Source organism: Undibacterium sp. Ren11W (assembly GCF_049340485.1).
GTDB lineage: Bacteria > Pseudomonadota > Gammaproteobacteria > Burkholderiales > Burkholderiaceae_D > Undibacterium.
Genome location: NZ_JBMPPB010000004.1, coordinates 368,978 through 382,410, shown reverse-complemented (window position 1 = coordinate 382,410; position 13,433 = coordinate 368,978). Strand labels below are relative to the sequence as shown.

The window sequence follows — 13,433 nt, the reverse complement described above, 5'->3', positions numbered from 1 at the left end:
CAGCTAGCAAAACCGTTCCAAAATGAACTTATTTGGACTTAGTACTTGTAATTGAGCATGCATAGACCATGCGTGTTATTTTTCGGCCAACAGCCAATTGCTTCAGGAGTACTAACGATGATACAAATTACCGTCGTTTCGTATAATAACGAAACGCCATTCGTAGCAAATACTGCCGTCTTCGGCGCAGAACCCAAAACTTTAGGACGCAGCGAGGATAATTTTTTGGTGTTGCCTGACCCAAAACACAATGTCTCGCGGCTGCAAGCGCAGATTAGCAGTAATGGTAGCGAGCACAGCCTGACCAATCTCAGTCAGGCCAATCCTATGCGCATCAACGGACAAGAAATCGAGGCCGAGCGCGACTACCAGATCCATGCTGGCGACCAGATACAAATTGGCTTATATCAGTTGCGCGTTGATACCTATACCGAGCAATCTAGCGAGTTAGCGCCCCTTGCCGCGGCACCAGTATCAGTATCAGTGCAGCAGGCTCACATCAAGGCTGCACCTGTGGCTGAAGTGCTGCCGCAAGCAAGCACATCCATCGAGGCCGCCACGCCAGTCGAGTCGAGTGACTTATTGCAGGCTTTTTTGAAGGGCGCTGGCTTGCCAGCCTTAAGTCTGACTGCCGGCCTGACGCCAGAACTGATGGAAACCCTTGGCAAACTGGTCGCCACCTCAGTACAGGGAACCATGGATTTAATCGCTCAACGTGCGCTGGTAAAACGTGAAGTAAACGCGGATGTCACTCTGGTCGTATTAAGGAAAAACAATCCTCTGAAATTTTTCCCGGATAGCCAGACTGTCCTGACGCAAATGTTGCGTAAGAAAATGCCCGGCTTCATGGCACCGGACGAGGCGATGGAAGATTCGTATCATGACCTGCACGCCCATCAATTGGCGGTAGTGGCTGGTATGAAAGCGGCGATGGATGCCTTATTGAAAAAAATTCAGCCCGCACTGTTTGAAAAACGTCTGCCCCCTCCTACCCTGCTCGACCATCTGAATCCTGCGCGTCGCAAAGCGGCCATGTGGAATCAGTTCTCTCAGTTGTTTGACGGTCTGACGCTAGACGCCGCAGATGAATTTCAAGCTTTGTTTGGCAAAGACTTTTTGACTGCCTATGAAAAAGAAATTGAGCGTGTCAAGCATGCACAATACACACAGCAACGACAGCAGACATCCTGAAACGAAGCAACGCTATCATGATTTTAGACACGGCTTACATTAGCGCTATTGGTGACCGCAGTTCCAATCAGGACGCTTTGACGCAGGCTAGTGAAGATGAGCTCAGTTGCTTCGTGGTAGCCGACGGCACTGGCGGACACGCGGGCGGTGAAGTTGCAGCTGATCTGGTAACGCAAGCCATCGTCGAAAAATTTTTACAGGAAGCCTCGTTCAGCGCGCATGCGCTACGCTCGTATCTAGATTGGGCCGCTATCAAAGTCGAGCAACACCAGCAGCTCACGGCCAAACACGCCGATATGAGCGCGACCGTAGCCTGTCTGCTGATAGACCAAAGTAATTGCTGTGCCTTGTGGACACATTTGGGCGACACCCGCATTTACCTGTTCCGCTTAGGGAAAATCATCCACGTATCGAAGGATCACAGCATGGCGCAGCGCCTGGTCGACGCCGGTTATGCCAAGTATGAGGAGTTACGCCAGCATCCGCAGCGCAACCAGTTGTACGCAGCAATCGGTGCGCAAGGTGACAGTTTTCCTGATCTCACGCCAGAACCCTTCGCGGTACAAGATGGCGATGCGTTTTTGCTGTGCAGCGACGGTTTTTGGGAATGGGTTAGCGACGATGAAATGGGGCAAAGTCTGCGCCAGGCCTCTAGCAGCGATGCCTGGCTTGCCAACATGAACAAGATCGCAGAACAAAATATTGCAAGAACCAACAGCCGGCGCGATAATTTTTCTGCCTTTGCGATCTGTTTGCATGCACCCACAGTAGCGAGCTAACATCTAGTCCATGAGCATCCAGCACCCAACCATTTCCTCCTCTAGCCAGAGTACAACTTGAATACAGCAGCCCCCCAGGATTTCGTATTGCCACAGGCAAGTGACATGGGTAATGAAAATGCATTGGCTATCGGTACCCGCTTGTCCGACTTTGAAATCACTGGCGTACTGGGTGAAGGCGGCTTCGGTATTGTCTATCTGGCGTTTGATCACTCCTTGCAACGCACCGTCGCCATCAAAGAATACATCCCCGGCACTTTAGCTGGCCGTGCCGCTGACGCATCCGTCGCCGTACGTGCCGAACGCCACAAAGGAACTTTTGAGGCTGGACTGAAAAGCTTCATTAATGAGGCCAGGCTGCTGGCACAGTTTGATCACGCCTCACTGGTCAAGGTTTATCGTTTTTGGGAGCAGAATAAGACCGCGTATATGGCGATGCGCTATTACGAAGGCCGTACCCTCAAAGAAATTATCAAGAACCACCCGGAACTGGTCAATGAAGCCTGGATGAAGTTTATTTTCAAACAAATTCTCGATGCATTAGAAACTCTGTACCAGTCGCGGATTTTGCATAGGGATATCTCGCCGGACAACATCATCGTACAAAAAAATGGCGATGCGGTACTGCTAGATTTCGGCTCGGCCCGCAAAATTATTGGCGATCTAACCCAAGGTCTGACGGTCATATTGAAACCGGGATTTGCCCCGATAGAACAATACGCTGACGACGGCTCCTTGCAACAAGGCCCCTGGACCGACATTTATGCGCTCGCTGCGGTTATGTATTTTACTATCGTCAAAACAGCGCCACCGATGTCCATCGTACGGGTAGTCAAAGACTCCTTACTGCCGCTGCAGACTGAAAGCCATGCGGGATATAGTAAAAAATTCCTGATGGCGATAGATATGGGACTATCGATACAACCGGAGGACCGGCCTCAAACGGTAGACGAATTTCGTCGTTTGCTGGGCATTACAGCTTTCGACTCGGCACGCAATGCAAGTGATAGCAAAACGAGGCGCCCTACTCGTCACGCCGACGTACTCGCGGACGATGAGCCGAGCGCAGGACTTGTATCGCCCCGCTCGGCGACATCGTTCACGGCAGCCCACGCTAAGCCAGGCGATAAGAAGTCTATACTAATAGCAGCAGGCCTTATTTTGCTGTCGTTGCTTAGCGCGGTATATTTTTTTAATGCTCACGACAAGAACAAAACAGCGCCAGTATTGAACAATATCGATATGGAGGCAACGGCGGCAGGCAGTAGCGAGGTAAAACTTGCTATCAAACCTTGGGGCATGGTGTTTGTCGATGGTGAGCAAAATGGCGTTAGCCCACCACTTAAAAAGTTAAATCTCAGCGATGGCAAACATACGATACGCGTTAGCAATCCCGGCTTTCCAGATTTCAGCGCAGAGATAGAGGTAGGCAGGGATAATCCGACTATCATAGAACATGAATTCACCTCAAAATAAACTTATCCCTCGATGAAAAACATTGGCATCAGCAGTATTGTAAAGATCTGGATCGTTGCGTTAGCTTGCATATCGGTGATTGGCTGCGACACAGCCCCTAAATCCCACACATCGAAAACACCAGTTAAAGCAAAAGAGAGCAAAACCACCGCATCATCATCGACTGCACCTAGCGAAACCAGCGCAACGAGCCCAACTAGCGCCTTGCCAACTGCGAGCACGGCCACCCCAAGCAATAGTGCTGCCGATGCCCAAGCATTAAAGGACGGTGTGCTTTTGTACAATAATGGCGACTACAATGCGGCCATAAAATTACTGGCGTCTCCGGCTATTGCGAATAGCAAGAATAAGGCAGTCAAACTAGATGCATTTAAATACGCGGCATTTAGTTATTGCGTCACGGCCAAAGCACAACTGTGCCGTCAACAATTTGATCGCGCATTTAAACTAGATCCAAACTTTGACCTCAGCCCAGCAGAAATCGGTCATCCGATATGGGGTCCAGAATTTTCTAGATCTAAAAACGCACAAAAAAAATAGCCACTCTCAATACCTAGCCTAAATTGAATAGCTCTCGAAGCTTAAGCGTATTTACTAAACGTATTTAATCAGGCCGATTAAAGCAAAAACTGTAATGGCAACGACTAGCAATAAGCGACCAGGTAAAACGTGCTTAGCACGTTTGTTAATCAAGCTAATTTCTTCATTTGCGGATTCTGCTGGAATTAAAGCCAGCAGGGGTGCGGCATCTAGCTTGAGTAATTTAGCATAAGATCGAACGAAGCCACGGGTAGTTGCCAGTCCGGGCAATGCAGCGTAATCATCCATTTCCATTGCCCGAATTTGGCGCGTCGCCAAGTAAAGTTGCGCGGCGACCGCCTCCACGGTCCAACCCAGCGCTTTACGCGCTTCCATTAGTCGTAGTCCGGGAGATGAGATCCCTCCCCCTGCGGCGCCCTGACTTAATTTGGACGAAATAGGCTCACCTAAACGAGAGCCAATTAACTCCGCGTACGCGGTGGGTTCAGCTTTTTCTGGAGCAGTCGCGTTGATCAAATCAGTATCATCCATCAATAATCCCACTCGCGTAATTCAAACCTACTCCTTTAGAAGTCAACCCGCGCCATGCACGACTAACATAAATTTTGCTTACTTTCACACAGTTTTCCTCATCCTTACTAAACATAAGTCATCATCCTAGACCGTTAGTGACAACGAATGCCTAGGTGTACATCGCGGGGCTCATATTCATCGGAAAGAAAAACTAAAGACCGAGCCTCAAGCATAATAGACTTCAATTATTACAAATCTAATAATTTGTAATAATTTAGTAATTATCGTAAGAGTTTATAATGCAAGGACTCTCATAGATAATAAGCCAATTATGATCTTAACTGGAACAGCACAGCCAGTTTTTATCAACATTAGCATAAACATCGAAACTCACTTGCATAGATCACTAGAACAACGTTTACAAAGTAATTCTGATGATTAAGATAGTCGCAATATCGTATGACAATCAGCCTTTAATCCCCAGTCTTAACGCGATTTCTAATGATAAGCCTAGAGGCATTGGACGTCATGATGAAAATTTTTTAATTTTGCCCGATCCTAAGCACTATGTGTCACGTTTTCAGGCGTCGGTTAGAAGTGAGGGAGGCCATCACTTTTTGATCAACTTAAGTCTAGCCAATCCAATTTTAATCAACGATATGGAAATAACTCCCGAGTGCGAGTATGCCATCTCACCCGGTGACAACATTCAAATTGGATTATATCGATTACGTGTTGACGGGGTTCTTTCAAGCAGCATTGAGCGATCGACTAATCGAATGAGGAAACCAGTGTTAGCACTAAAAAAACAAATGACGAAAATCGACGCGTCTGTTAGCACTGGCATAGCAGCGGCGCAGATACCGCCCAATTTTCTTTTACGTAGAGAAAGCGACTTCCTAGCCTTAAACGAAATCGCATTTTCAAGCGAAAAGATGCCACCAAACGCGACATCAAATCTAAAATCAACAACAAAACCAGACTTAGCAGTAAAAGCGATAGATGTCCCGGTAGTATCAGACGAGTTATTCTTAGCGTTCTTGTCTGGTGCTGGACTATCGGGAGTAAAAATTACTTCTAGCCTCACTCCACAACTAATGAAAACGATAGGTGAACTACTCAAGACTCTCGTTGACGGTAGTATGGAGTTGATCTCTCAACGAGCGCTGCTTAAGCGCGATGTTTGCAGTGATCTCACTGTAGTGGTAGTGGAAAAAAACAACCCTATGAAATTTTTTCCAGACAGCCAGAGTGTCTTGACACAAATGTTGGGAAAAAAAATCCCTGGTTTCATGGCGCCAAAAGACGCCATAGCGGACACGTTTTTAGATTTAAAAAGTCATCAATCAGGATTAATAGCTGGCATGAAGGCGGAATTAAATGATCTGTTTTGCCAATTACAACCCGCTAATTTTTCGAAAAAGTTGGATGCAACACATCTTATCGACCTCATTATTCCAAGTCGAAAAAAGGCGAGAATGTGGGACGAATTCTGTGCTTATCACGAGCAATTATCCAAATTAGTAAACTCTGAAGCTGACAATCAGGCCAAGTACGGAAAAAAATTCCAAAGCGCCTACGAAAAAGAGGCTGAAAAGAGAAGCCAACCTCAAGACAAATAAATCGTGCGCGTAGAGAACTGAACAGTGCCAACTACCTCTGCATGCTTTCCCACACCTTTTGCAGGCGTTTGGCGGAAACTGGCATAGGCGTGCGCAACTCTTGTGCGTACAACGAGACGCGCAGTTCTTCCAGTAACCAGCGGAACTCCTGTAATTTAGGATCGGCATCCTGGCCCGTCTTGCGCGGAGTACGCTGCCAAGGCTGCGCTACCGCATTCCATTCGGCCATCAGCTTGGCGTCGCGTGCAGGGTCGGCACGCAACTTATCCATCCTCACCGTCATGGCTTTCAGGTAACGCGGAAATTGCGATAGCTGAGTGAACTCATTGTCAGCAATAAAACGCTTACTGACCAACATCTGCAATTGGCTTTGCATATCGGCCGCGGCTTGCGGATGCGCTTTGAGCGCCTGCAGCTTCTTAGGCAGACCATGATACTCGGCCAAAATCAGTGCTGTGAGTCGCGCGATTTCATTGGCTAAAAGATTTAGCCTGGCCTTGCCGGCATCGCGACGCTGATTAAATTCGCCAGAATTACTCGGCAAGGGCTGTTGTAAAAAGGCACTTTCCAGAGCGACTTGCACGATCTGCTCGCGCAACTCTTCTTGCGAACCCAAAGCCATAAATTGCATCCCCATTTGCTGTAATCCAGGGATGTTTTTTTCAAGAAATTTGACTTGTTCTTTGATCTGCAAGGCAAACAAACGGCGCAAGCCTATACGATGAATGCGCGCTGCCTCGTCAGGGTCGTCGAAGACTTCGATATGGCAATGCGTGATTTTATCGACCAGGGCCGGGTAGCCGATCAGGGTTTGCTTACCTTGCTGTACTTCGAGTAACTCCGGCAGGCTATCGAAACTCCAGCCGGTCAGCTTCTCTTGCCGAATTGCGATAGCTGGATTTAGATTGGTGGCGAGCGCGTTGGGCTGCGCTCCAGCACGCGCAGGGCTTGCGCCAGGCGCGCTCGCAATTTTGCCGGAATCGAGCACGCTGAGTTTTTCTGCGCTGGCAATACGTTGAAAACTCTCGCGCGCCTGCCCGCCGAACTCGGCGCGCAGGTTTGCCAGGGTGCGCCCCATTTCCAGTTGCCGCCCATGCTCGTCAACAATCTTGAAGTTCATCGACAGATGTAATGGTACGACCTCAAATTTAAAATCGGTGCTCATGCAGATCAGGCCAGTCTGTTCGCGGATATCGGCAATCACGGCATCGAGGAAGTTACCTGTGCCGAACTCCTTGCGCTCACAAAATCCAGCCGCATAATTTGGCAGAGGCACGCAATGACGGCGTATTTTTTGCGGGAGCGACTTGATCAAGAGATGTACTTTTTCCTTAATCATCCCAGGCACCAACCACTCACATCTATCGGCAGAGACTTGATTGAGTGAAAACAGCGGCACCGTCAAGGTGACGCCGTCGCGCGCGCTTCCCGGTTCGAAGTGATAAGAAAGCTGCAGGGCGACGCCTGAGACTTGCATGGTTTTCGGGAATAGGTCGGTAGTGATACCGGCCGCCTCATGCCGCATCAACTCGTCTTTATTCAAATACAGGAGTTTGGCATTTTCTTTGCTCGCGTCCTTATACCATTGCTCCAGCAAGACCGCGTTAAACACGCCCGGAGGTAGCAACTTATCGTAAAAGGCGACGATCAACTCGTCGTCCACCAACACATCGATGCGGCGCGATTTGTGTTCGAGATTTTCGATCTCACGTACCAGTTTTTGGTTGTGGGCAAAGAAGGACAAACGGGTCTCTAGCTCTCCTTCCACTAACGCTTCGCGGATAAAGATATCGCGCGCCTCGGCCGGATGGGTTAAGCCGTATTGGATGCGGCGCTGGCTATACACCACTAAACCATACAGAGTAGCCCGTTCGAAGGCCGATACCTGCCCTGCACGCTTCTCCCAGCGTGGTTCGCCGTAGGATTTTTTCAGCAGGTGGCCGCCGATTTTTTCTAGCCATTCTGGCTGTATCTGGGCGATGCAACGCCCGTACAGACGCGTGGTATCGACCAACTCGGCAGCGATCACCCAGCGCCCTGCCTTTTTCGCTAGGCTAGAACCTGGCCAGATAAAAAACTTAATACCACGTGCGCCCAGGTAATGCGCGTCTTCATCGGATTTGTAACCAATATTACCGAGCAAACCGGTCAGCAAAGCCAGATGGAGTTGCTCGTAAGTGGCGGGCGTTTCGTTCAGACGCCAGCCCTGCTCTTTCACGATGGTAAGCAACTGGCTATGCACTTCGCGCCATTCGCGCAGGCGCATCTGGCTGAGGAAATTAGCACGGCAATTATCCTGCAACTGGCGGTTGGTTTTCTTGTGCTCGATTGCTTCTTCAAACCATTTCCAGATTTTCAGGTACGAGATAAATTCCGATTTTTCATCGGCGAATTTCTTATGCGCGGCATCCGCTGCTGCCTGGGCTTCCATTGGCCTGTCGCGCGGGTCTTGCACCGACAAGGCGGCAGCGATGATCAAAACCTCGTGCAGAGCCTGATTGTCGCGCGCAGCCAAAATCATGCGTCCGACGCGTGGATCGAGCGGCAATTTGGCGAGTTGCCGACCAACTGGCGTCAGGTGATTGCCCTCATCCATAGCGCCCAGCTCTTGCAGCAATTGATAGCCGTCGGCAATCGCCCTTCCTGGAGGAGGTTCGATGAAGGGGAAACTCTCTACATCGGTCAGGTGCAAGGACTTCATGCGCAAGATCACCGCCGCCAAGGACGAGCGCATGATTTCTGGCTCGGTAAATTTAGGCCGATTATTGTAGTCTTGCTCTTCGTATAGACGGATGCAAACACCGGCAGCGACGCGGCCGCAACGACCAGCGCGCTGGTTGGCAGCCGACTGCGCCACCGCCTCAACTTGCAGTTGCTCGACCTTATTGCGGTAGCTGTAACGCTTGACGCGTGCCAGACCTGCATCAACGACATAGCGGATGCCAGGCACGGTCAGCGAAGTCTCGGCCACGTTGGTCGCAAGTACTATGCGACGCGCATTCGACACTTTGAAGACGCGCTCTTGTTCCTGTGCCGAGAGGCGCGCAAATAGCGGCAGAATCTCCACATGTGCAGGATGATGTTTGCGCAACGCTTCGGCGGTGTCGCGAATCTCGCGTTCACCCGGCAAGAACACCAGCACATCGCCTGAACCTACGCGGCACAACTCATCGACTGCATCGGTGATGGCTGTCATCAGGTCGCGTTCTTTATCCTTCTCATCATTTTGCACTGGGCGATAACGTATCTCAACCGGATACAAACGCCCCGACACTTCAATCACCGGTGCCGGTTTATCATTGGCATCGGCAAAGTGATTCGCAAAACGTTGTGCATCGATGGTGGCTGATGTAATGATCAGCTTTAAGTCGCGCCGCTTGGGCAGAATTTGTTTTAAATACCCAAGCAAGAAGTCGATGTTAAGGCTGCGCTCATGCGCTTCATCGATAATGATGGTGTCGTATTGCTTGAGCAGCGGATCAGTCTGCGTTTCTGCCAGCAAGATACCGTCGGTCATCAGCTTGACGGAGGCGCCTTTGCTCAAGGTATCGGTAAAACGCACCTTAAAACCTACGTGTTCACCGAGCGGAGAATTAAGTTCCTGGGCGATCCGCTTGGCAGTTGAAGATGCCGCGATACGACGCGGCTGGGTGTGGCCTATCATGCCTTTTTGGCCGCGCCCAAGCTCAAGACAAATCTTCGGTAATTGCGTGGTCTTGCCCGAGCCGGTTTCGCCGCAAACTATAATCACTTGGTGTTTGCGCAAGGCTTCGGCGATTTCCTCCCTACGGCCCGAGACTGGCAATTCTTCCGGATAGCTAATGGTGGGCGGCGGATTGCGAAACGGCAAAGAGACTTGTGCCACTTGAACAGGCACTGGCTCCGGCGTCTCTTTGGGCGTATCCGCCAATGGTCTAGGGCGATGTGGCACAGATTGCTGAGCTTTGCCTTTTTGCGGCAAGCCAGCACTCTCCTTGCCGGGAGTGCGACTATCTCTTAGTTGATCGCGCAACTGACGCAAGTCAGACATCCCGCTTAGCGCTGTGGGTACAGATTTCGGAATGATTTTTTTGGGTGGATTATTCTCTGGCATATCGCTGCGCATTATCCCAGATTTTGCTGCATGGCAGTAAATTGCGAACCACTGTCAGACGGTTTGACAGCAAGGAAACAGGCGAGGATACTGAAATATGGATACGAAGTTGGGAAAACTGATGAGGAGCTGCAAAATGCGACATTTTATCATTGCTTTTTTATCATTTTCACTACTGGCCTGTGCCAGTCCAAAACCACAGCAAGGCGCGCAATATTTACTCAACGACCAGTTGTTTGCGCCCACGCAAACCCCGATTGATGCCGAAAACATTTTCGCCTTGAACGACGAAATGCGCCTCTATCTGGAAGCGCTACTCAATAAAAAAAATCAAAATAAAAGTGCTCAGTTAACATTGTTTGAGGCCCTAAGGAATCAGGCCTACCTGCGTATCGAATATGATTCGGCAATGACAAAAAAAGCAGTACAGACTTTTGAGTCACGTTCGGGTAATTGCTTGTCTCTAGTCATCATGACAGCAGCACTTGCCAAACAACTAAAACTCACAGTGCAATATCAAAATGTTGACGTGGAGCAAGCATGGAGTAGTAACGGCGATCTGCATTTCTCGGCCGGCCATGTCAATATCATTCTTGGAAAAAAAGACAATATTTGGCGCGAGGGCTATGACGCGAGCGCGTCCCTGCTTATTGATTTCCTTCCGCCGGACGAGTTACGCGGTCAAAAAGCGAAACAAATCCACGAAAATACCATCGTGGCCATGTATATGAATAACCGAGCTGCAGAATTATTGGCGAATAAACAGATAGACGACGCCTACTGGTTTGCGCGAGAGGCAATACTGCGAGACCCCGAATTTTTAAGTGCCTATAACACCATGGGGGTGATTTATCTACGCCATCATAATTTGCCGCAGGCAGAACAAAATTTCAGGGCAGTGCTGTTACGCGATCAAAAAAACACCATGGCCATGCACAACCTGGCCGCCACTTTAGGTTTGCAAGAGCGCCAGCCTGAAGCTGCCCTATGGCAAGCTCAATTAAAAAAGCTACAACCATCACCACCTTTTTACTATTTAAACTTAGGCAAACTTGCCATGGATCAGGGCGACTACCAGAAAGCCAAGGCGCTATTTCTCAAAGAACTAGAACGCGATCCGTATTATCACGAACTCCATTTCTGGTTGGGGCTAGCGCATTTCCATTTGGGTGAACTCAAGCTCGCCACCGAGCAGTTAATTTCTGCTCGAGATAACAGTACCAGCAGCGATAGCTACCAGTTGTACCGCGCCAAGCTAGACCGAATAAACTCAAGCGTGCGCCCCTGATTTCCATCAGATGACTGCCGGAGCTATTTCCCAGCCGTAAACTTGTTAACAATCGGCTGTATATAGACGCGCCCTGATTATCGGCGCGTCGATATGTGCAATTGCGCGCGGTATTGTCTATCTGAGCGCTTTTCTCAGTTTATAATTCGCCCATGGAAAATTCTGTTCAATTCGTTCATTGGTTGCGCTCGGTCGCGCCCTATATTCACGCCTTTCGTGGCAAGACCTTTGTGGTTGCGTTCCCGGGAGAACTGGTGATGGCCGGAGCCCTCCCCGTGCTGGCGCAAGATTTATCCTTATTGCATGCGCTGGGCATACGCGTCGTGATCGTGCATGGCTCGCGACCACAAGTAGCTGAGCAACTGGCATTGCGTAACGTAGAAGGCCATTTCCATAATGGCATTCGCATTACAGATATTGCCGGGCTCGAATGCTCGAAAGAAGCGGCCGGTGAATTGCGTCTCGATATTGAAGCCGCCTTTAGCCAAGGCTTGCCAAATACGCCTATGGCACATTCGGCAATACGCATTATTTCTGGTAATTTCGTTACCGCTAAACCTATAGGCATAGTCAATGGAGTGGATTTTCAATTAACAGGCGTCGCCCGCAAGGTTGCCTATGACACTATCCATACTATTTTAGAAGCCGGCAATTTAGTCTTGCTGTCGCCTTTAGGATTTTCACCTACTGGTGAAGCATTTAATCTAACCATGGAAGACGTTGCGGTTTCAGCCGCAACGGCCTTGCGCGCCGACAAATTAATTTTCATCTCAGAAACACCGATGATGGTCGATCTGGATGGCGACGAGATACGAGAACTGTCCTTTATACAGGCGGAGCAAGAACTAAAACTGTCCTACTTGCCAGCAGACTCCGCATTCTATTTAGAGCACGCGATTAAAGCCTCGCGCGGCGGTGTGCCAAGGATCCATATTGTCCCATACCAGACCGATGGCTCGGCATTGCTGGAGCTGTTCACCCATGATGGCGTCGGCACCATGGTGTCATCTGAGAATTTGGAAAGTTTAAGGGAGGCGACGATAGAAGATGTAGGCGGTATCATTAAACTGATAGAACCGCTGGAAGCCGATGGCACTCTGGTGAAACGCGGGCGTGAACTACTGGAGCGCGAAATCAATTATTTCTCCGTCATTGAGCATGACGGTGTAATTTTTGGTTGTGCAGCCCTGTATCCCTTCCCCTTTGAAAAGATGGGAGAAATGGCTTGCCTGACCGTCAATCCTGAAGTGCAGAGCCAGGGCGATGGCGAACGCATACTGAAGCACATGGAAAAACGTGCGCGCCGCGCCGGTTTTCACTCGCTCTTCGTGCTCACTACGCGTACCGCGCACTGGTTCTTAAAACGCGGCTTTGTCAATGCCACGGTTGATGATCTACCTAAAGATCGCCAGAAAATGTATAACTGGCAGCGTAAATCCCTGGTCCTGATCAAGCAGCTATAAATGCCCACTAACACTGATAAATACCATTTGACGGATACACCGTATAATTCTCACCATCGTAAGATTAATTCATAGGAGTTACCATTATGGCCCGTACGGTCCACTGCATTAAACTAGACAAAGACGCCGAAGGCTTAGATTTCCCTACCTATCCTGGCGAACTTGGTAAAAGAATTTACGAAAACGTCTCAAAAGAAGCCTGGGCCGGCTGGCTCAAGCATCAAACTATGCTGGTCAACGAGAATCGTCTGAATCTGGCGGACACACGTGCCCGTAAATATCTGGCAACCCAAATGGAAAAACATTTCTTTGGCGAAGGCGCTGATGCTGCCACCGGTTATGTACCTCCAACCGAGTAAGTCAAGATTCTTCAAAACATAAAAAAAAAGCGACCCGATTACAGGTCGCTTTTTTATTCTCCGGATTTATTTCCCATTTTTACTGCCCGCTTTTATTGCAGATTAAGCG

At 49.4% G+C, this 13,433-nt stretch carries 11 protein-coding genes; 8 read left to right on the top strand and 3 right to left on the bottom strand.

Going from position 1 to position 13,433, the window contains the following annotated elements:
- The first annotated feature begins 117 nt into the window (after window positions 1-117).
- The 3 genes from tagH (ACO0K8_RS12335) to ACO0K8_RS12325 are packed head-to-tail and all read left to right on the top strand — an operon-like array spanning window position 118 to window position 3,446.
- Window positions 118-1,191 carry a type VI secretion system-associated FHA domain protein TagH gene (tagH, locus tag ACO0K8_RS12335; protein WP_422946943.1) on the top strand — a complete coding sequence of 358 codons (1,074 nt, stop codon included), beginning with the start codon at window positions 118-120 and terminating at the stop codon, window positions 1,189-1,191.
- Between the two features lie 17 nt (window positions 1,192-1,208).
- Window positions 1,209-1,970 carry a PP2C family protein-serine/threonine phosphatase gene (locus ACO0K8_RS12330; protein ID WP_422946942.1) on the top strand — a complete coding sequence of 254 codons (762 nt, stop codon included), beginning with the start codon at window positions 1,209-1,211 and terminating at the stop codon, window positions 1,968-1,970.
- Window positions 1,971-2,027: 57 nt separating this feature from the next.
- A complete protein-coding gene (locus tag ACO0K8_RS12325) occupies window positions 2,028-3,446 on the top strand; it encodes a protein kinase domain-containing protein (protein ID WP_422946941.1) in 1,419 nt (472 codons plus the stop codon).
- Between the two features lie 2 nt (window positions 3,447-3,448).
- Here ACO0K8_RS12325 and ACO0K8_RS12320 read toward each other — a convergent pair whose 3' ends face one another.
- Complete coding sequence (locus tag ACO0K8_RS12320; RefSeq protein ID WP_422946978.1) at window positions 3,449-3,730, bottom strand: hypothetical protein; 282 nt, start codon at window positions 3,728-3,730, stop codon at window positions 3,449-3,451.
- Here ACO0K8_RS12320 and ACO0K8_RS12315 point away from each other — a divergent pair.
- Window positions 3,717-3,986 (top strand): TssQ family T6SS-associated lipoprotein, encoded by a 270-nt coding sequence (locus tag ACO0K8_RS12315; RefSeq protein ID WP_422946976.1) that lies wholly within the window; start codon window positions 3,717-3,719, stop codon window positions 3,984-3,986. The two genes, ACO0K8_RS12320 and ACO0K8_RS12315, sit on opposite strands and share 14 nt — an antisense overlap.
- A gap of 54 nt (window positions 3,987-4,040) precedes the next feature.
- Here the strand turns inward: ACO0K8_RS12315 and ACO0K8_RS12310 are convergent, their stop codons facing one another.
- On the bottom strand, window positions 4,041-4,529 hold the full coding sequence (locus tag ACO0K8_RS12310) for a helix-turn-helix domain-containing protein (RefSeq protein ID WP_422946940.1): 489 nt from the start codon (window positions 4,527-4,529) through the stop codon (window positions 4,041-4,043).
- A gap of 404 nt (window positions 4,530-4,933) precedes the next feature.
- Between ACO0K8_RS12310 and tagH (ACO0K8_RS12305) the strand changes: the two genes are divergently transcribed.
- A complete protein-coding gene (tagH, locus tag ACO0K8_RS12305; protein WP_422946939.1) occupies window positions 4,934-6,121 on the top strand; it encodes a type VI secretion system-associated FHA domain protein TagH in 1,188 nt (395 codons plus the stop codon).
- Between the two features lie 31 nt (window positions 6,122-6,152).
- On the opposite strand, the gene hrpA is transcribed toward tagH (ACO0K8_RS12305), so the two are convergent.
- Window positions 6,153-10,151, bottom strand: coding sequence for an ATP-dependent RNA helicase HrpA (gene hrpA, locus ACO0K8_RS12300; protein ID WP_422946938.1), 3,999 nt, complete (start codon window positions 10,149-10,151; stop codon window positions 6,153-6,155).
- A 199-nt stretch (window positions 10,152-10,350) separates the two neighbouring features.
- On the opposite strand from hrpA, the gene ACO0K8_RS12295 reads away from it, so the two are divergent.
- From ACO0K8_RS12295 to ACO0K8_RS12285, 3 genes are all read left to right on the top strand, one after another.
- Entirely contained in the window at window positions 10,351-11,502 is a 1,152-nt protein-coding gene (locus ACO0K8_RS12295) for a tetratricopeptide repeat protein (protein WP_422946937.1), read from the top strand.
- 152 nt (window positions 11,503-11,654) lie between these two features.
- Complete coding sequence (argA, locus tag ACO0K8_RS12290; protein ID WP_422946936.1) at window positions 11,655-12,965, top strand: amino-acid N-acetyltransferase; 1,311 nt, start codon at window positions 11,655-11,657, stop codon at window positions 12,963-12,965.
- A gap of 86 nt (window positions 12,966-13,051) precedes the next feature.
- The gene (locus ACO0K8_RS12285; RefSeq protein ID WP_422946935.1) at window positions 13,052-13,324 is read left to right on the top strand and encodes an oxidative damage protection protein; all 273 of its coding nucleotides are present in this window, start codon (window positions 13,052-13,054) and stop codon (window positions 13,322-13,324) included.
- Window positions 13,325-13,433: the final 109 nt, after the last annotated feature.

Coding starts and splice junctions, on each gene's coding strand:
- tagH (WP_422946943.1), top strand. CDS start 118: ATGATACAAATTACCGTCGTTTCGTATAATAACGAAACGCCATTCGTA.
- ACO0K8_RS12330 (WP_422946942.1), top strand. CDS start 1,209: ATGATTTTAGACACGGCTTACATTAGCGCTATTGGTGACCGCAGTTCC.
- tagH (WP_422946939.1), top strand. CDS start 4,934: ATGATTAAGATAGTCGCAATATCGTATGACAATCAGCCTTTAATCCCC.
- hrpA (WP_422946938.1), bottom strand. CDS start 10,151: ATGTCTGACTTGCGTCAGTTGCGCGATCAACTAAGAGATAGTCGCACT.
- ACO0K8_RS12295 (WP_422946937.1), top strand. CDS start 10,351: ATGCGACATTTTATCATTGCTTTTTTATCATTTTCACTACTGGCCTGT.
- argA (WP_422946936.1), top strand. CDS start 11,655: ATGGAAAATTCTGTTCAATTCGTTCATTGGTTGCGCTCGGTCGCGCCC.
- ACO0K8_RS12285 (WP_422946935.1), top strand. CDS start 13,052: ATGGCCCGTACGGTCCACTGCATTAAACTAGACAAAGACGCCGAAGGC.